General features: G+C 69.4%; 20 protein-coding genes and 1 tRNA gene. 8 read left to right on the plus strand and 13 right to left on the minus strand.

What is annotated here, in order from left to right:
* Window position 1: 1 nt before the first annotated feature.
* From BLR46_RS07350 to BLR46_RS07370, 5 genes are all read left to right on the plus strand, one after another.
* A complete protein-coding gene (locus BLR46_RS07350; protein WP_093250487.1) occupies window positions 2-952 on the plus strand; it encodes a peptidoglycan-binding domain-containing protein in 951 nt (316 codons plus the stop codon).
* A 57-nt stretch (window positions 953-1,009) separates the two neighbouring features.
* On the plus strand, window positions 1,010-1,789 hold the full coding sequence (locus BLR46_RS07355; protein ID WP_093250489.1) for a DinB family protein: 780 nt from the start codon (window positions 1,010-1,012) through the stop codon (window positions 1,787-1,789).
* Between the two features lie 3 nt (window positions 1,790-1,792).
* Complete coding sequence (locus BLR46_RS07360; protein WP_093250491.1) at window positions 1,793-2,473, plus strand: alpha/beta fold hydrolase; 681 nt, start codon at window positions 1,793-1,795, stop codon at window positions 2,471-2,473.
* A 162-nt stretch (window positions 2,474-2,635) separates the two neighbouring features.
* The gene (locus BLR46_RS07365; RefSeq protein WP_093250493.1) at window positions 2,636-3,007 is read left to right on the plus strand and encodes an RNA-binding S4 domain-containing protein; all 372 of its coding nucleotides are present in this window, start codon (window positions 2,636-2,638) and stop codon (window positions 3,005-3,007) included.
* Window positions 3,008-3,047: 40 nt separating this feature from the next.
* A complete protein-coding gene (locus BLR46_RS07370) occupies window positions 3,048-4,037 on the plus strand; it encodes a hypothetical protein (protein ID WP_093250494.1) in 990 nt (329 codons plus the stop codon).
* A 100-nt stretch (window positions 4,038-4,137) separates the two neighbouring features.
* Here the strand turns inward: BLR46_RS07370 and ypfJ are convergent, their stop codons facing one another.
* The gene (gene ypfJ / locus BLR46_RS07375) at window positions 4,138-5,028 is read right to left on the minus strand and encodes a KPN_02809 family neutral zinc metallopeptidase (RefSeq protein ID WP_093250497.1); all 891 of its coding nucleotides are present in this window, start codon (window positions 5,026-5,028) and stop codon (window positions 4,138-4,140) included.
* Window positions 5,029-5,121: 93 nt separating this feature from the next.
* Between ypfJ and BLR46_RS07380 the strand changes: the two genes are divergently transcribed.
* The gene (locus tag BLR46_RS07380) at window positions 5,122-5,808 is read left to right on the plus strand and encodes an NUDIX hydrolase (protein ID WP_245701575.1); all 687 of its coding nucleotides are present in this window, start codon (window positions 5,122-5,124) and stop codon (window positions 5,806-5,808) included.
* A 46-nt stretch (window positions 5,809-5,854) separates the two neighbouring features.
* Here the strand turns inward: BLR46_RS07380 and BLR46_RS07385 are convergent, their stop codons facing one another.
* Window positions 5,855-6,727 carry a Bax inhibitor-1/YccA family protein gene (locus BLR46_RS07385; protein WP_093250500.1) on the minus strand — a complete coding sequence of 291 codons (873 nt, stop codon included), beginning with the start codon at window positions 6,725-6,727 and terminating at the stop codon, window positions 5,855-5,857.
* Window positions 6,728-6,919: 192 nt separating this feature from the next.
* Window positions 6,920-7,882 (minus strand): Lsr2 family DNA-binding protein, encoded by a 963-nt coding sequence (locus tag BLR46_RS07390; RefSeq protein WP_093250503.1) that lies wholly within the window; start codon window positions 7,880-7,882, stop codon window positions 6,920-6,922.
* Window positions 7,883-7,942: 60 nt separating this feature from the next.
* Here BLR46_RS07390 and ligD point away from each other — a divergent pair, with 60 nt between their 5' ends.
* Entirely contained in the window at window positions 7,943-8,986 is a 1,044-nt protein-coding gene (ligD, locus tag BLR46_RS07395) for a non-homologous end-joining DNA ligase (protein ID WP_093250504.1), read from the plus strand.
* Window positions 8,987-9,068: 82 nt separating this feature from the next.
* Window positions 9,069-9,959, plus strand: coding sequence for a metallophosphoesterase (locus BLR46_RS07400; RefSeq protein ID WP_143008239.1), 891 nt, complete (start codon window positions 9,069-9,071; stop codon window positions 9,957-9,959).
* Between the two features lie 10 nt (window positions 9,960-9,969).
* Here the strand turns inward: BLR46_RS07400 and BLR46_RS07405 are convergent.
* The 10 genes from BLR46_RS07405 to mfd form a co-directional block, all read right to left on the minus strand.
* A tRNA-Leu gene (locus BLR46_RS07405) sits at window positions 9,970-10,042 on the minus strand.
* A gap of 7 nt (window positions 10,043-10,049) precedes the next feature.
* Window positions 10,050-10,979, minus strand: a complete 930-nt coding sequence (locus BLR46_RS07410; protein WP_093250510.1) for a Ppx/GppA phosphatase family protein — start codon at window positions 10,977-10,979, stop codon at window positions 10,050-10,052.
* The gene (locus tag BLR46_RS07415) at window positions 10,976-11,464 is read right to left on the minus strand and encodes a DUF501 domain-containing protein (RefSeq protein ID WP_093250512.1); all 489 of its coding nucleotides are present in this window, start codon (window positions 11,462-11,464) and stop codon (window positions 10,976-10,978) included. The genes BLR46_RS07410 and BLR46_RS07415 overlap by 4 nt, the downstream gene beginning before the upstream one ends.
* A gap of 11 nt (window positions 11,465-11,475) precedes the next feature.
* A complete protein-coding gene (locus tag BLR46_RS07420) occupies window positions 11,476-12,015 on the minus strand; it encodes an FtsB family cell division protein (protein ID WP_245701577.1) in 540 nt (179 codons plus the stop codon).
* 135 nt (window positions 12,016-12,150) lie between these two features.
* Window positions 12,151-13,428, minus strand: coding sequence for a phosphopyruvate hydratase (eno, locus tag BLR46_RS07425; RefSeq protein ID WP_093250514.1), 1,278 nt, complete (start codon window positions 13,426-13,428; stop codon window positions 12,151-12,153).
* A 118-nt stretch (window positions 13,429-13,546) separates the two neighbouring features.
* Complete coding sequence (locus BLR46_RS07430) at window positions 13,547-14,740, minus strand: hypothetical protein (RefSeq protein ID WP_143008240.1); 1,194 nt, start codon at window positions 14,738-14,740, stop codon at window positions 13,547-13,549.
* A gap of 162 nt (window positions 14,741-14,902) precedes the next feature.
* Window positions 14,903-15,478 carry a nucleoside triphosphate pyrophosphohydrolase gene (locus BLR46_RS07435; protein ID WP_093250815.1) on the minus strand — a complete coding sequence of 192 codons (576 nt, stop codon included), beginning with the start codon at window positions 15,476-15,478 and terminating at the stop codon, window positions 14,903-14,905.
* A gap of 32 nt (window positions 15,479-15,510) precedes the next feature.
* Window positions 15,511-16,053, minus strand: a complete 543-nt coding sequence (locus tag BLR46_RS07440; protein WP_143008241.1) for a hypothetical protein — start codon at window positions 16,051-16,053, stop codon at window positions 15,511-15,513.
* Between the two features lie 36 nt (window positions 16,054-16,089).
* Window positions 16,090-18,957, minus strand: a complete 2,868-nt coding sequence (locus tag BLR46_RS07445) for an FAD-binding and (Fe-S)-binding domain-containing protein (RefSeq protein WP_093250522.1) — start codon at window positions 18,955-18,957, stop codon at window positions 16,090-16,092.
* A gap of 345 nt (window positions 18,958-19,302) precedes the next feature.
* The gene (mfd, locus tag BLR46_RS07450) at window positions 19,303-22,779 is read right to left on the minus strand and encodes a transcription-repair coupling factor (protein ID WP_245701579.1); all 3,477 of its coding nucleotides are present in this window, start codon (window positions 22,777-22,779) and stop codon (window positions 19,303-19,305) included.
* Window positions 22,780-22,790 lie beyond the last annotated feature (11 nt).

The raw sequence follows: 22,790 nt of genomic DNA on the forward strand, positions 1-22,790 counted from the left end.
CGTGAAGCGTTCACGTGTCATCGTCGCGTTGCTGAGCGTCCTCCTGGCGTTCACGACGCTCGGCGTCAACCACGCGGAAGCAGTCACCTTCAACTCCTGGCCCGTCGTCAAGGAGGGCCAGACCGGCTCGCAGGTGACCACTGTTCAGCACCTCCTCACGTCCAAGGGCTACAGCACCACCGCTGACGGCTCGTTCGGCTCGGCCACCAAGTCGCAGGTCATCGCGTTCCAGCGCTCCCGCGGGCTCACCGCCGACGGCATCGTCGGCGCCGGGACGTGGCCCAAGCTCACCGACGCCACGCTGCGCGAAGGCTCGACCGGCAGCGCGGTCAAGGCGCTGCAGGTCCAGCTGCGCCGCTACGGCTACGGCCTCACCGTCGACGGCTCCTTCGGCCCGGCCACGACGAGCGCCGTGCGATCCTTCCAGAGCTCCAAGGGGCTCACGGTCGACGGCGTCGTCGGTCCGAACACCTGGCGCGGTCTGATCGCCGGTGTCGCTTCCTCCGGCACCACCACCCGCGCCCAGTACGCGCAGCAGATCCTGAACGACGGAGGTATCACCCTCCTGCACTTCTGCGGCCCCTCCTACGCCTCGCCCCGCCAGAACATGCTGGACACCGCCGCCGGCGGCCCGGCCTACACGGGTGGCGGCGACGTCGGCAAGACCGCCGTCTACCTCAACACGACGATGCTCAAGTGGATGCGCGATTTCGGCTACAACAACAGCTACCGCGTCACGTCCATCCTCGGCTGCGACCACTCGTCGACTTCCCGCCATTACAAGGGCACCGCCGTGGACATCGACTACGCCAACGGCGTGAAGATCAGCACCACGACGACCGGCCGCAACATGGCCGCCCGCGTCAAGGACTCCTGCCGCGCAGCAGGCGCGACGCAAATCCTCGGACCGGGCGACGCCGGCCACGACGGGCACGTGCACTGCGCCTGGTGACCGCCGAGTTTCGCGCCCTGCCGGAAAATGTCCTCGCCGGGACCTAGCGTGTGCGTCATGCAGGAGTTCTTCCAACAGGACCTTCATGGCGCCACGTTCCGACAGGTGTTCCTGCAGGGCGCGAAATTCCACGAAGTGGATTTGAGCGACGCCGACATGCGCGAAGTCCGCATGACCGGGCTTCGCGTCCGGGGTGCGCTGCTCGAAGGGGTACAACTCAGCGGCGATTTCGAGACCCTCATCGTCAACGGCGTCAACGTCGGCCCGCTCATCGAGGCGGAACTCAACCGTCGCGACCCCGAGCGCGAGATCCTCTACCGCGAGGACGCCGACTCGTTCCGGCAAGGCTGGGCCATCATGGAGCACCGCTGGAACGACACGATCGAGCGGGCCCGCGCCCTCCCTGCGCAACTCCTCCACGAGAGCGTCGACGGCGAGTGGTCCTTCCTCCAGTCGCTGCGGCACGTCTCCTTCGTCGTGGCCGCCTGGATCGAGCACGCCGCCATGGGCAGACCCGCACCGTGGCACCCGCTCGACCTCCCATGGGACAGCGCCCCCGAGATGGAGGGTTTCACCCCGGATCGCGACGCCCGGCCGTCGCTCGACGAGGTGCTCATTCCCTTCCGCGAGCGGCAGCGCACCGTCCGACACTTCCTCCAAGACCTCAGCGACGACGACCTAGAACGCACGGTGACCACCGACGGCACCTCCTGGCCGCGCGTCGAGGACTTCCCCGTCCGCGGCTGCATCTTCGTGACCGTCACGGAGACCTACGAGCACCACCAGTTCGCCACCCGCGACCTCGCCATCCTCACCGCCGATCTCCCGGAGGACTGACCCATGGACATCATCCTCATCGCCGGGCTCTGGCTCGACGCGTCCGCTTGGGACGACGTGATCCCCGGCCTCCGCGCCGCAGGGCACCGGCCCGTCGCCGTCATGCTGCCCGGCCAGGGCGTGGGAACGACCGCCACCCTCGACGACCAACTGGACGCGGTGCTGCGGGAGGTCGACGCCGCCGAAGGGCCGGCGATGGTGGTCGGCCACTCCGCTGCCGCGACCCTCGCCTGGCTGGCGGGCGACCGTCGACCCGAGAAGGTGGCCAAGGTCGTCATGGTGGGCGGCATGCCGTCGCGCGACGGCGACGCCTATGCCCCCTTTTTCGAGCCCGTCGAAGGCATGGTGCCCTTCCCCGGCTGGAAACCGTTCGCCGGACCCGACTCCGACGACCTCGACGAGGCCGCCCGTGCCGAGATGGAGCGACGGGTGGTCGCGGTCCCGGGTTCGGTGACGCACGCGCCGGTGCGCTACACGTCGGATGCCCGGAAGCGAATCCCCGTAGTTCTCGTCTGCCCCGAGTTCTCGGTTGACGACGCCCAGGCCTGGTTCGAGGCGGGCGAGATGCCTGAGCTCATCGGCGTCCAGCGGCTCGACTACGTTGACATCGACTCCGGCCACTGGCCCATGTTCAGCAAACCGGCCGGGCTGGCGCGGATCCTGGCTGAACTGGCGCAGAGCTGACCTTCGAAGGGTCCCAGCGCAGGCTTGCGACGGTTTCGACCAGCCGCCTGGCCTTCGGCCGGGCGGCGCTCAACCATCGGGCGGGGGTCCGGGCATCATCGGATGGGTGGCGCTCAACCACTGAGCAAGGCCCGAGTCTGCGCCGGGCGGTAACCTCTCCCCATGACGACGGCGCGACTGGATGTGTGGCTGTGGTCCGTGCGGCTGTTCAAGACCCGCTCGGCGGCCAACAAGGCGGTGTCGGGCGGCCACGTGCGGCTGAACGGCTCACCCGTGAAGCCCGCGCACATCGTCAAGCCGGACGACGTCGTCACGGTCCGCCAGCCCGGCTGGGAGCGCAAGTTCCAGATCACGCAGGTGATCACCAAGCGCGTCGGGGCACCGATCGCCCAGACCTGCTACATCGACCAGTCGCCGCCCAAGCCCGCATACCTCAGCAGCCCCATGGCGCGTCGCGACCCCGGTGCCGGCCGCCCCACGAAGAAGGACCGCCGGGATATCGACCGGCTGCGCGGCCGCGACGCCGCCCACTGAGCAGGCCGAACCGGGCTGTGAGCGGCCCTACAATGAACCGATGAACACCGGCAGGTTCGCAGTCGGAGCACTCGCGCTGCTCCTCGTGGCCTGCACCCCTTCGCCCGATCCCGCCACGCCGAGCGCGCCCGCATCGAGCGCCGTCGCCCCGCCCTCGGCCACTGTTTCCCCGGAGGCCAGCCCCTCGCCATGGGCCGCGGAGGACCTGCCGATGCCGTTCGTCGTCGACGGTCCCCTGAGCGAGCAGGACAACGCCGCCGAGGTCGTCGAAGCGCTGCACATGGTGGCCGGCCACCTGCCGGTCCTGAAGCTCGACGTCACCCTCGACCAGGCAACCCTCAACGCCCTCACCCCCGACGAGCGCGTCGTCACCTACCGCTGGGCGGACGACGCCATCGACGCCGTCACCAGCGACTTTCAGTACCTGGGCCAGACGACGTTCAACCCCGCCGACTACCCGCTCGCCTCCATCGGTCGGATGTTCGACGTCGCGGACCTTCGCGGCGTCCACGGCGACCCGATCTACCAGATCCAGGAGTATCGCGAGGGCGCGGTGCTGCAGACCGTCTCCTCGTTGCCGGAGTCGACGACGGTGTTCTTCCTCAAGGACGGCTCGGCCGTGCCGGACCTGACCGTCACGAGCGCCCTAGACATCGCCGACGGCTTCAAGGCCGTCACCGAGGGCGTGACGGAGATCAACCAGTTCGGCCTATCGCCAGAGCGAGGCTACTGGGCCGACATGCCGGGCGACGACGGCCAGATCGTGCGCCGCACCCGCACCGGCGGCGTACCAGCCTACGACGCGCCGCGCACAGAACTGAATCCCCTGCCTGTCTTCGATCCGGAGGTCATCGACCCCGCCGTGATCGCCATGGTCCTCGCCCGAGTGCGCACTGAACCCACCGAGGCCTGCACCGTGACCGTCGACATGGCCCTCGAGCGCAGCGCCCCGGTGATCACGGTCGTCTGCGGAACGGAGACGTACTACGCCGATCTCGAGGGTCGGGACATGACGGACCTGATCGGCTGAGCCGGAGGCTGATGTTGATTTCGACCAGCCGACAGGACTTCGTCCGGTCGGCGCTCAATCAACGAGCCACACCCCCCTCAGCGCTCAGCCAACGGCCCACTCAGCCGAGGTCGTCGGTGGCGAAGGTGTCGCAGGCCGTCGGATCGCCGGTGGTGAAGCCGGTCTGCACCCACTTCTGGCGCTGCTCCGACGAGCCGTGCGTCCAGTTCTCCTCGGTGATCTGGCCGGTCTGCTGCTGCTGGATGTGATCGTCGCCGACGGCGCGGGCGGCGTCGACGATGCGCGTCAGGTCGTCCTGCGTGACGGACTCGATGAGCGACGTCTCGTCGCGGGTGGTGTGGTAGAACCACACGCCGGCGTAGCAGTCGGCCTGCAGCTCGAGCCGCACGGGACCCGACCCGGCACCGGTCTGCTCGCCCTGCCGCGCCTTCTGCATCTGGCCGGTGAGGTTCTGCACATGGTGGCCGTACTCGTGGGCGACGATGTACGCCTCCGCCGCGTAGCCGCCCTGGGCGCCGAGGGTGTCGAGGAGCTGCCCCATGAAGTCGGTGTCGATGTAGACCTTCTCGTCGCCCGGGCAGTAGAACGGCCCCATCTGCGAACTTCCGGTGCCGCACGATGTCTGGATCTGGCCGGAGAAGAGCTCCGTCGTCGCCGACCGGTAGCCCTCCACCTGGGTGGCCCAGAAGTCGTCGATCTCGGTGACGTAGGCGGGCCAGCGGCAGTCGGGGTTCTCCTCGATGTCGGCACCGGTCTGGCACTCGGGGGCACCGGAGACCTCACCCGCGGGCTGGCCGCCCTCGCCGCCCTGCCCGCCCAGCACGTCGGCGGGGTCGATGCCGAGCTGCGGCCCGACGAACATGAGGAGCAGGACCATCACAATGCCGCCCAGTCCACCGCCGACCGCGATGCCTCGGCCACGCCCGCCGCCGGAGCCGCCGCCGTAGCGCACACGAGACTGGTCGATCCGTGCGTTGTCCCTGAACTCCATGGTTCCTCCGATCTCCGGTGGGCCCATGGTAATGCCCGAGGGAATCGATTTGACCTTGTCCGGAGCCGTTGGCGCTGAGGGTAGGGTTGAAGAATGCGCGTCGTCGGAGTCACCAACCCTGTGGGTGGCCCCGTAATTGACTTCCATGTCGAGCACGGGGCGCACCCGGACATCACCATGTTCGATCTCGGCTACGTCCAGCTGCGGCCATTGTCGGCCTCGCTCGTCGACGGGGAGATCGTGTACACCGCCCTGGTGCGCGAGGTCGTTCCCGCGGACCACCGGCCACAGGACCGCTTCCGGCTGCACGTCGAGCCCGGCGACGAGGCGCTCGTCCCCGTCCAGCGGATGGCCACGTACGGTCTCGTCCTCTCCGAGCGCGGCCTGCTCGGCACCGTGAACTCCTCCATGTCCCACGCCGCCGGCGTCTGGACCCTTCCCGGTGGCGGCATCGACCCCGGCGAGTCCCCCTCCGAGGCCCTCCTGCGGGAGATCCACGAGGAGACCGGGCAGTGCATCGTGATCGACCGCCTCCTCGCGCTCCAGTCCGAGCACTGGGTGGGGCGCTCACTCAGCGGCCGACTCGAGGACTTCCACGCGCTGCGGCTGATCTACGGCGGCCGCTGCGAGAACCCGACCGAACCCGTCGTGCACGACATCGGCGGCTCCACCGAGGTGGCCGACTGGGTGCCGCTCCGCGCCTGGCGCCAGCACCACTGGACCAACAGTTCTCGCACCCTGCTCGCCCAGTACGCGCGCAAGCTCTGGGTCTGGGCATGAGAAACGCCGACGGGATAACCCGCCGGCGTTTTCAGTTTCGCGGTGACTAGTCCCTGAAGTAGGACAGGATGCGCAGGATCTCGACGTAGAGCCAGACCATCGTGACGGTGATGCCGAGCGCCGCGCGCCACGACTCGGTGGCCGGGACGCGGGCCTCGACGCCGCGGCGGACGGAGTCGAAGTCCATGACGAGGTTGAGCACGGCGAGGACGATCGCGATCGCCGAGACGCCGATGGCGAGCATGCCGGCGCCGCCGCCGATCTCGCGGAGGCCGGTGTCGACGCCGAAGAGCGCCAGCACGAAGTTGACCAGCACGACGCCCGCGAAGGCGATGGTGGCAATCGTGACGCCCTGGCGGAACTTGGTGCCCACCCGGATGTTCGCGAACTTCATGACCGCGAGCGTGACGCCCGCCGTGACGAAGGTGGCGAGCACGGCGGAGACCACGATGCCGGGCCACATGAACTCGAAGAACTTCGAGATCGCGCCGATGAACACACCCTCGAAGAGCACGTAGATGCCGAGCGCGAGCGGGCTGATGACGCGGCGCCCCGCGACCACGAACACCGTGATCAGGCCAGCGATCGCGGACACGATCCACGCGGGCATGAGGAGCTCCATCGGGAGCAGCATGAAGGTGGCTGCCGCGATGAGGAACACACCGCCGAGCGAGACGCCGGTCTTCGCGATGACGTCGTCATAGGTCATGACCGGGCCGGCGGGGGCCTGGTACTGCTGCTGGGTGGCGTAGGGGTCGTAGCCCTGCTGCGCGTACGCCTGCTGAGCCGAGCCGTAGCCCTGCTGCTGGTACCCGAAGCCCTGCTGCTGCGGGTAGCCCTGCGGGCGCGGCGGAGCGTAGCCCTGCGGGGCCGAGTGCTTCACGAAACCTTCACCACGACCGAAGATGGGATTTGCCATTGTCAATCTCTTCCTCAGATGTTCAATTACGTCAATGGTATCGGGGGTCCCCAAGCGGGCGCCATAGCGACGGCGCCGATATCTGTCCGGTTTACAGAAAATTCATTTGCTTGGCGATCTCGACTCTCAGGCCAAGCGGCGAGATCGCCAAGCAAATGAGTTTTCTGTAACTGCGCGGCCAGCGGAAGCCCCTCAGCGATGGGCGGCGAGGTACGCCTCGACGATCTCCGGGCGAAGGCGCCCCTTGTCGGAGACCGCGAGGCCATGCTCCCGCGCCCAAGCCCGGACCGCCGCAGGCTTCGGCGGCAGCGGTTGCGCCGCGGGAGCACCCAGGAGATCAGCCAGCCGCTCCCCCGTGCCCGCGGTCAGCCCGGTCTCGCGTAAAGAGGCGGCGAGAAAGCGGTACGTCCATTCCTGTGCCAGCGCTCTGGTCTCGGCGAAGATGATCGGCACCTGGGGAAACCTCGCGGCCGCCTCGGCGATGGCGTCGGCGACGACCGCCGGCCGGACCCGGTCGAGGTCGAACACCTTCGAGTAGCGGTCCTCGACGACGACGGCAGCTCGCGGCAGCCCAGCCAGGGCCGCGAGCAGGTAGTTCCCCTTCCCTGAGGTGAGGGTAGACACGAGGTCGGGCAGCGACTTCCGCTCCACTGCCGCCACCACCTGCCCGTCCAGCTCCACGGCGTAGTCCCCGGCGGCGAGCGGGCGCTTGACGGTGGTCGCCTGCTGTGCGCTGAACTTCCAGGCGTAGCGCTCGTGCACGTCGACGAGGATCTCCAGTTCCCGGAGCCCTTGGGCCCGAGCGGTGGGCACCTGCACGTTGGGCCTCGCCTGCTTCGACACCCGAGCCGTCTGCCAGAAGATCATCTGCCGCCCGCGCGCCACGGTGAGGACGAATTGCGACCGGTTCTCCCTCCCCCGGTCGAGCACCAGGTCGATGGCCGCGCCGCGTTTGGTGCAGGACCGCGTCGGGACCTGCTCGACGATCTCCGGCTCGTCCGGCCACTCCGCGCGGTGACAGTAGACCTTCGACGTGCGCGGCCAGGTCTCGCGTACTTTGAGCACGATCCCGTCACTGCCCAGCGGGATCCGCACCAGGTAGGGCAGCGAGGTGCCCTCCTCGGGATTCCTGGCGATCAGGAAGTCGTCGACCACACGTCAAGCGTAGCGAGCGTGATCCTCCCGCGTTGGCCCTCGCAGCGGGGAGCATGGAGCATGCCCAGCAAGTCTGCAGTGGAGTTGGAGGTCGGCGGCCACACCGTGCGCCTCTCGAGCCCCGACAAGGTCTACTTCCCCGAGCCCGGTTTCACGAAGCTCGACGTCGCGCAGTACTACCTGTCCGTGGGTGACGGCATCGTCCGCGCGCTGAGGGAGCGGCCGACGATGCTCCACCGCTACCCCGACGGACTGGCGGGCGAGAAGGTGCACCAGAAGCGCATTCCGAAGGGCGCCCCCGACTGGGTGGAGACCGTGGAGCTGTTCTTCCCCCGCTACTCGCTGACCGCCGACGAACTGTGCGTCACCGAGATTGCGCAGGTGATCTGGGCGGTGCAGATGACCACCGTCGAGTTCCATCCTTGGAACGTCCGCCGCGCCGACGTCGACCGCCCCGACGAGTGGCGCATCGACCTCGATCCCGGCCCCGATGCCAATTTCGATCGCGTCCGGAAGGTCGCGGCCGCCGCCCACGACCTCCTCGACGAGCTCGGGATCGTCGGCTACCCCAAGACCAGCGGCGGCAACGGCATCCACGTGTACGTCCGCATCGCGCCGGAGTGGACCTTCGACGACGTGCGCCGCGCCGCGCTGGCGTTCGCCCGCGAGTTGGAGCGACGCCTTCCCGAGGACGTGACGACCGCTTGGTGGCGCAAGGATCGCGACCCGGCCGCGGTGTTCGTCGACTACAACCAGAATGCCCGCGACCACACCATGGCCGCCGCCTACTCGCTGCGCGGCTTCCCGGAGGCGACGGTGTCCGCCCCGTTCCGCTGGGACGAGCTGGCCGACGTCGAGCCGCGTGAACTCACGCTCGCCACGGTGCCGAAGCGGTTCGCCGAGCTCGGCGACCTCCACGCCGCCATCGACGACGAGGCGTTCCGGCTCGACGCGCTGCTGGAGTGGGCCGAGCGCGACGAGGCGGACCCGTCGCTCCAGGCGCCTCCGGAGCCGCGCACTGACGGCGGCGCGGGCGAGGGGAAGAAGCGGCAGCAGGTCGCGCCCGGCCATGCCGAGCGGGTCCGGAAACGCGGACGGACCTAGGTCGGAAGGCGTCACGGCGCACCGACCGTGCCTATGATCGAAGTGACCCCGAGACGTCTGGTGGTGATTTCCGGTGAAGACGATGCAACGCCTGACGGAGGCGTACAAGGAAGCCCGCGTCGAGATGATCGACGACACGTCGCGCTACATCATCATGAGCGACTGCCACCGAGGTGACGGTGCGCTGTCGGACGAGTTCCTCAAGAACAAGAACACGTTCACGGCCGCCATGGACTACTACTGGAAGAACGGCTTCACCTACGTGGAGGCGGGTGATGGCGACGAGCTCTGGGAACACGAGAGCTACAAGCACATCATCCGCGCCAACCGTGCGGTGTGGGAGCAACTCCTCCCGTTCCACCACGCCGGGAGGATGATCCGGATGTGGGGCAATCACGACCTCGTCCTGAAGGATCCCGCCTACGTCCGCGAGCACCTGTGGACCACGACGTCGCCCGAGACGGGCGAGGAGGAGCCCTTCTTCGACGGGCTGGAGGCCGTGGAGTCGGTGGTGTTCCGGCACAAGGAGACGGGCCAGGACATCCTGCTGGTGCACGGACACCAGGGCGACTTCCCAAACGACCAGGCGTGGCGACTGAGCCGGTTCATGATGCGGGCGTTCTGGCGGTACGCGCACGCGTTCGGATTCCGCAGCCCCACCAGCCCCGTCGCCAACTCGTACAAGCGGCACAAGGTGGAACGCAACTACGTGAAGTGGATCCGCCAGAACCGGATCTCACTGATCTGCGGCCACACGCACCGCGAGAAGTTCCCCCGCGCCGGGGCCATGCCGTACTTCAACTCCGGAAGCTGCGTCTACCCGTCGCACATCACCGGGCTGGAGATCGCCGACGGCACCATCGCCCTCGTCCGGTGGCGCGTCGACCCCAACGAGGACGCCGTCCTCCAAGTGACGAGACGGGTCGTGGCGGGGCCCGAGCCGCTGTCGAAGTTCGACCTGCGCCACCACTGACACGAGGCGGTGCCCCCGACGGGATTCGAACCCGTACTTAAGCGGGTTTAAGCCGCCTGCCTCTACCGTTGGGCTACGAGGGCTGTGCGGTCAGTCTAGGGGCTGGCGATCGAGGATGCTGAGGGCGATGCCGTCGAGGATGTCGGTCTCGCTGACCATCACGCTGCCGCCGGGTACCCGCGTCGACAGCGCCTCGAGGATCAGCCCCCCGGCGCCGATGACCTGGGCGCGCAGCGGGTGCATACAAGGCTCCTGGGTGATGACGCCGGCGGGGGTCTCCAGCCAGTGGTCCGTCGCCTCGACGATGAAGTCCGCCGTCAGCTCGACCTCGTGGACCGCCGACCGGCTGTACTCAAGCAGCCCGAGCCGCCGAGCCGCGAACGACGTGGCGGTGCCGGCCACGCCGACGGCGGTGGCAACCTCGTCGAACGGGATGCCTGAGCCGTCGATCTGCTCGGCGATGAACGCGCGGGCGGCGGCGACCTCGTCGGCGGCGGGCGGGTCCGACGGCAGGAACCGCTCCCGCACGCGGACGGCGCCGATGTTGAGGCTCACCTGGTGGCGGATGGTGTCGCCCTCGTCCACGAGGATGAGTTCGGTGGAGCCGCCGCCGATGTCGAGGATGAGGACCGGTCTGGGCACGTCGACGCCGGACAGCACGCCGGCCGTGGAGAGGCGGGCTTCCTCGTCGCCGGAGATGATGTCGGGGTCCACGCCCAGGTGTTCCCGGACGCCGGCCTCGAAGTCCGCTCGGTTGGAGACGTCGCGCGCCGCGGAGGTGGCGACGACGCGCGTCTCGGCCGGGCCGTGGGCGGCGATGATGGCCGCGAACTCCCGGAAGATCGTGAACGCGCGCTCCAGCGCGTCGGGGTGGAACTCGCCGGTGGCGTCGACTCCCTGCCCCAGCCGGGCCAGGCGGGTCTCGCGCGCGAGCTCCTCGGTGTGGTGGCCGTCGTGGCGGACGACGAGCAGGCGGATCGAGTTGGTGCCGCAGTCGACGGCGGCGACGGTGCGGCTCACAGCTCGACCTCGCACGGCCGCTGCCACCACTCGCCCAGCGCCTCGAGCGCCTCGTCGCCGAGCGGGTTGACGCCCGGCCCCTTGGCGAGCGAATGCCCGACGAGCACGTGCAGACACTTCACGCGGGTGGGCATGCCGCCCGCCGAGATGCCGGCGATCTCCTCGACGTGGCCAAGCTTCTCGCGGTCGGCGAGGTAGGACTCGTGGGCGGCGCAGTACTTGGCGGCGAGTTCCTCGTCGGTCTCGAGCCGCTCGGTCATCTCGGCCATCATGCCGGACGCCTCGAGCGTGCCGATCGCGGACACCGCGCGCGGGCAGGTGAGGTAGTAGGTCGTGGGGAACGGGGTGCCGTTCTCGAGCCGCGGCTCGGTCTTCACGACGGCCGGCTTTCCGCACGGGCACCGCCACGCCACCTCCGCGACGCCCCGGGGGGTGCGCCCGAGCTGGGCTTCGATGATGGCGAGGTCCTCGTCGGAAACGCTCAAGGTGGGACTCCTCAGGGGTTGGTGGGGCTCGGCGACGGGGAGGGCGTCGGCGAGGGTGTTTCCACGCCGATGACCCGTTCGTCGGGCTTCGGCGAGGGCAGCGGCTCGGGCGCGGGCTCGTCCGCGACCTGGACCGAGGTCCACATCCGCTCGTACCAGGGGCCGGTGGGCTCGTCGGCCATGTCGCCGACGGTCTCGCTGCCGTCCAGCGGCTTGCCGTCGGGGCCGATGACGCGATACCCGACCTCGCCGGGCATCACCCAACCGAGCCGGACGCGCGCCTGGGAGCGGACGTAGGCGGGGTCGTTCCAGCGTTCGAGCTGGTCGCGCTGGTCGGCGATCTCGGCCTCGGTCTTGGCGATCTGCGCCCGGACCTCGGCCAGCTCCTGCGATTGCAGGAAGTAGATGCGCAGGCTCTGTGCCAGCACGATCGCGACACCCAGCACGACCACGACCAGCACGATGAGCCGCCAGGTGATGCCGCCCGCGCGGGGACGGACGACGACCGCGGGCTCGGGCCGGATGCCGGTGGTGTCCTCCTCGGGCTTCACCGTCGGTTCGCGGCGCTCCCGGTGCGTGCGCTCCCCCGGACGCGCAGCGGTCCGGGACCGCGGAGTTCCGCGACCCGGACCACTGCCTGCTGGGTTACGAGTTGCCACCCGGCAATCTTAGGCGTCGTCGCTCGATCAGCCCTTGAACCGCGGGAACGCGGCGCGGCCGGCGTACTCCGCCGCCTCGTCGAGGTCCTGCTCGATGCGGAGCAGCTGGTTGTACTTCGCGACGCGGTCGGTGCGCGCGGGGGCGCCCGACTTGATCTGGCCACAGCCGAGGGCGACGGCAAGGTCGGCGATCGTGGTGTCCTCGGTCTCGCCGGAGCGGTGGCTCATCATGGTGGAGTAGCCGTTGCGGTGGGCGAGGGTGACGGCGTCGATCGTCTCGGTGAGCGAGCCGATCTGGTTGACCTTCACGAGCAGCGCGTTGGCGGTCTCGCTGTCGATGCCGCGCTGGAGGCGGGTCACGTTGGTGACGAACAGGTCGTCGCCGACGATCTGGACCTTGCTGCCGAGGCGCTCGGTCATGGCCTTCCAGCCGTCCCAGTCCTCCTCGTTCAGCGGGTCCTCGATGGAGACCAGCGGGTACGCGTCGACGAGCTCGGCGTAGTAGTCGATCATCTCCTCGGCGGACTTCGTCGCGCCCTCGAACTTGTAGCCACCGTCGGAGTAGAACTCGGAGGCGGCGACGTCGAGCGCGAGCGCGATGTCGGTGCCGGGCTCGAAGCCGGCCTTGCCGATGGCCTCGACGATCAGGTCGAGGGCGGCGCGGTTGGACTCGAGGTTGGGGGCGAAGCCGCCCTCGTCGCCGAGACCGGTGGAGAGGCCGCGGTCCTTGAGGACCTTCTTGAGCGCGTGGTAGACCTCGGCGCCCATGCGGAGCGCCTCGTGGAAGGAGTCGGCGCCGATCGGAGCGATCATGAACTCCTGGATGTCGACGTTGGAGTCCGCGTGCGAGCCGCCGTTCAAGATGTTCATCATCGGGACGGGCAGCAGGTTCGCGGTCGGGCCGCCGATGTACTTGTACAGCGGGAGGCCGGCCTCGTCGGCGGCGGCCTTCGCCACGGCCAGCGAGACGCCGAGGATGGCGTTCGCGCCGAGCTTGCTCTTGTTCTCGGAGCCGTCGAGCTCGAGCATGGCGAGGTCGATGCCGCGCTGGTCGGAGGCCTCGAAGTCCTCGATCTCCTCGGCGATGACGCCGACGTTGGCCACGGCGGTCAGCACGCCCTTGCCCAGGTAACGGTCCTTCTCGCCGTCGCGGAGTTCGGCGGCCTCGAACGCACCGGTGGACGCACCGGACGGGACCGCGGCACGGCCGACGGCGCCGGAGTCGAGCTCAACCTCTACCTCGATCGTGGGGTTGCCGCGAGAATCAAGGATCTCGCGCGCCTGAATGAACTCGATGTAAGCCATGAAAGTCCCTTCGAAATGTATGGGAATCGGACAGTGCTCACCCTACCCGTAGGGCGCGGACCTCGGCGAGGAGGTCCCCCTGTTGCCTAGCTGCGGCCGATGAATCGCCTCGCCCCAGTCAGGGCCGGAGGAGCACCACGATCCAGCCGACCCCGACCACCACTTGGAAGGCCGCCAGGAAGAAGCCGATCCATTTCGGCCAAGGCAACGTCTCCCACTCGCGCATGAACGCCGAGAGGGTGAGGCAGAACAGGATCGCCATCGAGATCTGCGCGCCCCAGATCCAGTTCCCGTGGAAGAGGATCGTGCCATCGGCGAGCGCTTCCGCGAACAGCGTGAATTGCAGGAGCCCAACCACGACGGCGAGCCACGCCAGCACCAGGGGCAGGCGGTATCCCTTCCCGCGCCAGACCAGCAGGCTGAGCACAAGCGGCGTGATCAGCGAGGTGGGCACCGTCACGAACGGACGCACCCCGAACGCCGTGCTCCACAGTTCCCACACCGCGAACGGGTCGAAGACGTTCGACACCGATTGGCCCAGCATCTGGAGTCCCGGTCCGCTGTAGGTGAGGACGTACTGCGTGACGAGGATGGCCGCGGCGACGATGCCGCTCGGGGCCGCCTTGCGCCACAGTTCGCGAAACGTCGCGCCTCGCTCACCCGCCGGCGCGGCGCCCACTGCGATCACGCACCACACGGCCAGCGCCGGAATGAACGCGAGGATGAAGTTGGGCTTCGTCCAGCCGCTCAGCAGCACCAGTGCGAGCTGGACCACATGCGCCCGGATCGACACCCGCGGGCGCGTGAGGAGCCAGCACGTCGAGGCGAAGAGCAGCAGCGCGAAGGGAACCGCGAGGATCGTCGTCGAGTTGTGCCAGATGACCGGTGAGAGCTTGCCGAGGTAGATGTCGTCCTGCGCCGACACCGTGATCGGACCCGCGATCGAGGCCGCGACCGTGCCGACGACCCGGCCCACCATCCCGAGGCCCACCATGGAGAAGACGAGCCAGGTCAGTGCCACGCGCAAGCCATAGGCGACCGAGACGAGGACCATCGCGACGGCGATCAGCGCATCGAGGTCGCCGCGGCCGGAGAGCGTATCGAGGAGCCAGTAGTAGACGGAGTAGCTCAGCTGATTGGGCTGGCTGCGACTCTCGATCACCAGTTCGGCGTGCCACGCCAGGTCGGTCCGGCGGCCGAGCTTCGAGATGGCGGAGAAGAAGGGCGCCGACAGTGCGGCGCCGACGGCGAACATGACCAGCGCACCGAGCCACGTCGATCGTTCTCGCAACGGCCCCGTTGACCAACCCATGCAGGCGCCCTTCCTGTCGCGCACAATGTAGCGGGCAGCGGGGCTCCGCGACAGCTTCGGCGGATCTCGACTCGGTCGCTGCGCTCCCTCGCTCGATCACCGTGGGTGGGCGGGGAGGGCCGGCGGCTTCGCTCGATCAACGTGGCTGTCGGAGGGGCGGGATTAGCGCTCGGCGGCCTGGACGGTCGACTCCAGGCGGCGGAGCGCCTTGCGGGTGGCGGCGTCCGCGTCGATGCCGGAGGCCTGGGCGCGGGCGACGAGGGCCAGGATTTGCTCGCCGACAGTCTCCTCGTCGATCGGCTCCGACGGCAGTTCGACGGGGACGCCGTGGGAGCGGCTGCGGGAGACGACCTTGTGCGCCCGGGCGATCGCGCTCATCGACTCGGCGATGCCGTCGAGCGCCGAGCGGCGGCCCTTCTCGGCCGCCTTGCGCTGCTCCCAGTTGGCCCACATGTCGGCCGGGACCTGCTCGTCGCCGAAGACGTGCGGGTGGCGCCGGACCAGTTTGTCGGAGACCGTGGCGGCGACGTCGTCGAGCGTGAAGCGGCCCTCCTCCGTCGCGATCTGCGCGTGGAAGTAGACCTGCAGCAGTACGTCGCCGAGCTCCTCGCGGAGGTCGTCATCCGTGCCGGCCTCGACGGCGTCGACGACCTCGCAGGCCTCCTCGATCAGGTGGTTGAGCAGCGACTCGTGCGTCTGCTCGGCGTCCCACGGGCAGTCGGCGCGGAGCTGCGCCATCACCTGGCGCAGCCGTTCCAGCTGGTTGTCCGTCACTGCCCCGAGGCGTCGCTGGACATCGAACCGGAGACGATCTGCGGGAAGCCGTTCTCCTGCATCTTGATGCGGCCGTAGCGCGGGTTCAGGTTGATCTGGTCGATCACGTCGCCGAACTGCGTCGCGAACTCGTCCTGCTCCAGGGACTGCTGCATGTTCTCCAGCGCGAGGTTGAAGCTGAACGAGTCGCTGAGGAACTGCCGGCACTCGGCGTTGCCAAGGATCTCGGCGGGGAACGACGCGGTGAGCATCTCCTCAACGGCCGCCTGCTCGGGCAGGGCCTCGGCGAAGGACGACTCGGCCTGGCGGACGACCTCGCCCGCGGCCAGCGAGAACGCGACGTTGGCCCGAGTCGTGCTCTGGCCATCCACCAGCGGGAACCCGACGGACTCGCAACCGTCGATGGTGGCGTCGACCTGGGACTCCGGAATGCGCTGCCCCGCGACCTCGGCGGCGGTGCCGCCGGAGGGGGTGCATGCCGACAGGAGCAGGCCGGCGGCGACGACCCCGGCCAACGGCTTCAGTGCAGTGATCTTCACGTCGGCCAGAGTAGCAGCCACCGCCATGGGCCCCACCTACCTGGTCGCCGGGAGCAACGCCCCGACGCGGGCCGCCAACTCCTCGAGCACGTGCACGTACGTGTGCCCCGTCGCCCGGGTGAGACCCATCTCGCAAGTGCGGTTGCAGGAGAGGTACAGCATGCTCCCGCCGCCCGGCTCGGCGGCCATCCGGTTGACCGAAGCGGCCTCGTCGCGCGTGGCCGTCGCCGTCAGCTCCTCGTGCAGCAGCCCGCGGTCGCCGGCGAACGCGCAGCAGCGCCAGCCCGTCGGGATCACCGCCTCCTCCGCCACCAGCCCGGCGAGCACCATGAGGGCGTCGTTGCTGCCGAGCCGCGTCGAGGAACAGGTCGGGTGCACCGCGGCGCGCTCCGCCCGCTCCAACGGCGGCAGCATCGGGGCGACGTACTCCGCCACCCACTCCGTCGCGTCATAGACGCGGATCCCCTCGACGCCCGCGTTCTTGAGCGAGACCTTGATTCCCTCGGTACAGGAGACGTTGTCGCACACCAGCGGCAGCCGGCCGCCGTCGCTGTGCTCGACGATCCACTCGGTAAGCTTGCCCTTCATCACGTCATAGCCCTCCAGCAGCCCCTTCGACTTCCAGGGCGTGCCGCAGCACAGCTCCTGCACGCCGGCCGGGGTGCTGAGCGTCAGCCCGGCGTAGTGCGCCAACTGGCGGACCGCCCCCGCGACGCCAGTGCCGCACGCATGGTCGGAGCCGAACATGGTGCCCACGCAGGCGGGCATGAAGATCGCGTCGGGATTGGCCGCCGGCTGCGGCTTGCGGAGCCTGCCGCCGGCCGGGAGCTCGTCGGAGAGCTGGGGCACGAGGTCCTCGCTGGTGACCTTCCGCGCCACGCCGAGGACGCCGCGGACCAGCGGGGTGGGCACCTTGTCGACCACGTTCATCCCGACCGCCGCCACGCCGAGCACCTTGCTCCAGTGGTTGGCCGCGACCTTCCAGCCCTTGTCGAGCAGCGCCGGTTGCGCCTCGTGCCGCATCTGGCGGATCAGGTCGCCGGTGTTGATCTGCACCGGGCAAGCGGTCTGGCACATGCCGTCGACGGCGCAGGTCTGGACGACGTCGTAGACCTCCTGCTCCTTGAGGCGGGCGGCGAGCTCGTGCTCCCCCGACGCCTCCGCGGCGGCGATCGCGCGCTGCACGACGATACGCTGCCGGGGCGTGGTCGTCAGGTGCTGCGACGGGCACACGGGCTCGCAGTAGCCGCACTCGACGCAGTCGTCGATCACCTCGCGCACCGGCTCGGTGGGCTTGATGTCGCGCAGGTGCTGCTGCGGGTCGTCGGTGAGGACGGCGCCGGGGTTCAGGATGTTGTCGGGGTCGCACGCCCGCTTCACCGCCCACATCGCCTCGTACAGCTCGTCGCCGTACTGGCGCTGGACGAACGGCGCCATGATGCGCCCCGTGCCGTGCTCCGCTTTGAGGGTGCCGTCGCGGTCGAGGATGAGGTCGACGAGGTCCTCGGTGAAGTCCTCGTAGCGCTTCAGCGACGCCGGGCCGGCGAAGTCCTCGGTGACGAGGAAGTGGATGTTGCCGTCCTTCGCGTGGCCGAAGATGACGGCGTCGGCGTAGTTGTGCTGGTCGAACAGCACCTGCAGCTCGGAGCAGACCCCGCCCAGGGACTCCATGGGCACGGCGACGTCCTCGAGCAGCGCGGCGGTGCCCTTGGGCCGGTTCCAGGCGACCTTCGTGTAGAGACCCTTGCGCATCACCCACATCTGGGCGCGACGTGCCGCCTCCTGCGTGAGCTCGGGGGCGTCGGCAAGCCCCGCGAGGTCGGCGAAGGTGTCGTGACCCGTCGCGATCCGCTCGGCGATGGCGTCATCGTCGGCGGCCTGGTACTCCACCAGCAGCGACGCGTGCCGGTCCACCTTGAAGCCCGCCGGAAGGACGCTGGAGGCGTCGTCGCCCATGGCCCGGATGGAGGCGGCGTCGATGAGTTCCACCACGTCGGCGCCCGAGTAGACCAGCCGCGGCAGGGCGTCGGTGGCGGCCTCGAGCGAGTCGAACAGCAGCAGTCCAGTCGCGGTCCGGGCGGGGACCGGCACCGTGCGGAAAACCGCCTCGGCGACGAAGCCCAGCGTCCCCTCGGAGCCCACCATCAGGTGCTCGAGGATCTTCGCGGGGGTGTCGTGGTCGATGAACGAGTTGATGCCGTAGCCCATCGTGTTCTTGATGGCGTAGCGGCGTTGGATGTCGGCGCGGAACCGGTCGTGACGCAGCTCGTCGCGCAGCCGCTCCAGCACCTCGACCAGGTCCGGCTCCTTCGCGCGCAGGAGTGCGTCGGCGTCGGGCGCGCCCGTGTCGATGACGGTGCCGCTCGGCAGGACGACCGTCATGGATTCGATGGTCTTGTAGGTGTTCTTCTCGGTGCCGCAGGTCATGCCCGAGGAGTTGTTGGCGATCATGCCGCCGATCGTGCAAGCGATCTCCGACGCCGGGTCCGGGCCGAGCTTCGTGCCGTAGCGGGCGAGTGCGGAGTTGACCTCGCGCACGGTCAGGCCCGGCTGGACGCGGACGCGGGCGCCGTCGTCGAGCACCTCCATGCCGCGGAAGTGGCGGCGCACGTCGACGGTGAGGCCGAGCGACATGGCCTGCCCCGACAGGCTCGATCCCCCGCCGCGGAGCGTGATCGGCCACCCCATCTGCGCGGCGACCGCCATGGCCGTGCCCACATCGGCCGCGGAGCGGGCCCGCATGATCGCGTCCGGCGTGCGCAGGTAATGCGACGCGTCGACCGCCAACGCCATCCGGTCCAGCTCACGGGTGCTGACCGCATCGCTGCCCAGAGCGGCGCGGAGCGCGTCCACCGCAGCCAGGTTGCCGGCGGGAAGGAGCGCTCGGGAGGTGGTGACTGACATGGGAGCTCCGTTCGACGATGAACCGGCCAATTGGCCCTACCAGCCACACCATACTCAATGGTCGGACCTTCCACGCAGGAGCCTGCCTTTACTCGTCGGTTTACCTGCGCCGGTTGGGGCCACCTGCCTCCGGTGCGATTTCCCCGCCTACGTAGGCAGGTGAATCGCACCCAACGCAGGTGACCTCGATTGGCGACTCCCTCGGCGGGGGCTTCGAGAAGCTGCCGCTCCTCAGCCACGGGGGACGGCGCCGCCCTTCGAGACGGGCGCTCCGCGCCCTCCTCAGGGAGCGGGGACGGGGCTTCGAGACGGGCGCTCCGCGCCCTCCTCAGGGAGCGGCGACGGTCAGGCGAAGAGCTGCTGCACCAGGTTCGTGGCCCAGATCAGGGGGTCCTGGTCGTCGCCCGGCTTGGGGACGAGGATCTGGCCGTCCTTGATCCGCGACCCCGGGTAGAGCCGCTGCAGCCGCAGCTGCTTGGAGTCCAGCAGCGTCACGGGCGCGAAGCGCACCACCTTGCCCTGCGGCACGATCTCCTCGATGCCGTGTTTGCGGGCGAGGTTGCGCAGGGCGGCCACCCCGAGCAGCGCCTCCACCTGCTCGGGGAGGTCGCCGTAGCGATCCTCCAGCTCGGCGCGGACCGCGGCGATGTCGGAGTCGGTGCGGATCTCGGCGATCTGCTTGTACATCTCGAGGCGGAGCCGTTCGGAGGAGATGTAGTCCTGCGGCAGGTTCGCGTCGACGGGGATCTCGATCCGCATCTGCGGCTCGGCCTCCACCGTCTCCCCCTTGAACGCGGAGACCGCCTCGCCGACCATGCGGAGGTAGAGGTCGAAGCCCACGCCCTCGATGTGGCCCGACTGGTCCTCGCCGAGCAGGTTGCCGGCGCCGCGCAACTCGAGGTCGCGCATCGCGATGGACATGCCGGACCCGAGGTCGGTGTTGGCGGCCATCGTCGCGAGGCGCTCGTGCGAGGCCTCCGACAGCGGCTTGTCCGGCGGGTACAGGAAGTAGGCGTAGCCGCGCTCCCGGGAACGGCCGACGCGGCCCCGGAGCTGGTGCATCTGCGACAGGCCGAGGTTGTCGGCGCGGTCGATGATGAGGGTGTTCGCGGACTGGATGTTGAGGCCGGCCTCGACGATGGTGGTGGAGACGAGCACGTCGGCGCGGCGCTCCCAGAAGTCGAGGATCACCTGCTCGAGCCGCTTCTCGTTCATCTGCCCGTGGGCGGTGACGATGCGCGCCTCGGGCACCAGCTCGCGCAGGTGGGCGGCGGTCTTCTCGATGGTGCCGACCCGGTTGTGGACGAAGAACACCTGGCCCTCGCGCGCCAGCTCGCGGCGGATCGCGGCGCGGACCTGGGCGTCGTCGTAGGGGCCGGCGAACGTGAGCACGGGGTGCCGCTCCTCCGGCGGGGTGGCGATGACAGACATCTCGCGGATGCCGGTGATCGCGGTCTCCAGGGTGCGCGGGATGGGGGTGGCCGACATGCTCAGCACGTCGACGTTGATGCGCATCGACTTGAGCCGCTCCTTGTGCTCGACGCCGAACCGCTGCTCCTCGTCGATGATCACGAGGCCGAGGTCCTTGAAGGTGACCTCCTTGCTCAGCAGGCGGTGGGTGCCGATGACCACGTCGATCTTGCCCTTGGCGAGCTCGTCGAGGACCTTCTTCGCCTGGGCGTCGGTCTGGAAACGCGACAGTTCCGCCACCTTCACCGGGAAGCCGGCGAAGCGGCCTGCGAACGTCTGGTAGTGCTGGTTGACGAGCAATGTCGTCGGCACGAGCACCGCCACCTGCTTCCCGTCCTGCACTGCCTTGAACGCCGCCCGGACGGCGATCTCAGTCTTGCCGTAGCCGACGTCGCCGCAGATGAGCCGGTCCATCGGGACGACGTTCTCCATGTCCTCCTTGACCTCCTCGATCGCGGAGAGCTGGTCGGGGGTCTCGACGTAGTTGAACGCGTCCTCGAGCTCGCGCTGCCACTCGTTGTCGGGCGCGAACGCGTGCCCCTTGGTGGCCTGGCGGGCGGCGTAGAGCTTGATGAGCTCCTCGGAGATCTCGCGGACGGCCTTGCGCGCCTTGGCCTTGCGCTTGTTCCAGTCGGCGCCGCCCATGCGGTCGAGCGCGGGCGATTCGGCGCCGACGTAGCGGCTCAGCTGGTCGAGCTGGTCCATCGGCACGAACAGCCGGTCCCCCGGCTGGCCGCGCTTGCTCGCCGCGTACTCGATGACGAGGTAGTCGCGGGCCGCCCCGTGCACCTCGCGCTGGGCCGACTCGACGAAGCGTCCGACGCCGTGCTGCTCGTGGACGATGAGGTCGCCCTGCTTCAGCTCGAGCGGCTCGATCCGGTTCTTGCGACGGGCGGGCAGCTTCCGCTCGGACTTGTCCGCGACGGTCTGGCCGGTGAGCTCGGCGGCGGTGATGAACTCGATCTTCGGCTCGTCGGCCCGCCACCCGGCGCGGGCGGCTCCAGTGGTGACGCTCACCGTGCCGGGCTTCGGTGGCTCGGCGAGGTCGGTGAGCGCGGCCTCGAGCCCGGCTTCCCGAGAGAGTTCGACGAGGCGCTGCGCCAGGCCGTGGCCCTCCACCTGCAGGACGACCGCCCAACCCCCCTCGACCCGCGAGCGGATGTGGTCGACGGCGGCATCGGAGTCGCCGCGGAAGCTGTCGACGGTGCCGACCCCGAGCGTGCGGGCGTGGGCCCCGTCGGCGGTGTACTCGTCCGACTGGTCCGCGGAGAACGGCGAGAGCGACCACCAGCGCAGCCCACGTCCGAGCGCGTGCTCCCTCACGTCGCCGAGCTCCCAGTAGGCCGAGGCGTCGAGGTCGATCGGGGACTTGCCGCCCCCGGCCGCAGCGGCCCAGCTGGCCTCGAGGAACTCACGGCTCGTCGCCACCAGCTCCGCGGCGCGGGTGCGGATCAGCTCCGGCGACATGCCGAGCACGAGCGAGTCCGCCGGCAGCACGTCGACGAGGAGCTCGAGCCCGTCCACCAGCACGGGGATGAGCGCCTCCATGCCCTCGACGGCGTGGCCCTCGGCGATGCGGCCCAGCATGTCGCCGAGTTCGGGGTGCTGGGCGGCGAGGGCCTTCGCGCGGGCGCGCACGTCGTCGGTGAGGAGCAGCTCACGGCAGGGCGGGGCGGTGATGGTGTCGGTCGTGTCGCCGGTGGAGCGCTGGTCGGCGACGGTGAAGTAGCGGATCTCCTCGATGTCGTCGCCGAAGAAGTCGATGCGGAGCGGGTGCTCCTCGGTGGGCGGGAACACGTCGACGATGCCGCCGCGGACGGCGAACTCGCCGCGGCGCTCCACCATGTCGACGCGGTTGTAGGCGGCGCCCACGAGGTCGTCCAGCAGCTCGGAGAGCTCATAGGTCTCCCCCGCGGTGATCGTGACGGGCCGCATCTCGGACAGGCCCTTGACCTGCGGTTGGAGGACCGAACGGACCGGCGCGACGACCACCATCGGCGGCTGGTCGCCGGCGATGCGACGCAGCGCCGCCAGACGACGACCGACGGTGTCCGCGCGCGGCGACAGGCGTTCGTGCGGCAGCGTCTCCCATGCCGGGAAGTACACGACCTCGTCCTCGCCGAGCCAGGTGCCCAGTTCGGCGGTCAGCTGCTCCGCCTCGCGGTAGGTGGAGGTGACGGCGAGCACCGTGCGGCCCTGCTGGGCGATGGCGGCGGTGAGCACCGGGAAGAAGGAGCCGACGGCGGTGAGGTCCAGCGTCGTCACGCCCGGCAGGCGGACGTCGTCGAGGGTGTAGTTGAGCGCCGGGTCTGCTGCGAGCGCAGCGAACAAGCCGGGAAAGTTCACCAGCACATCCTAGGTTG

This window comes from Tessaracoccus oleiagri (assembly GCF_900103275.1).
In the GTDB taxonomy this organism is placed as follows: domain Bacteria; phylum Actinomycetota; class Actinomycetes; order Propionibacteriales; family Propionibacteriaceae; genus Arachnia; species Arachnia oleiagri.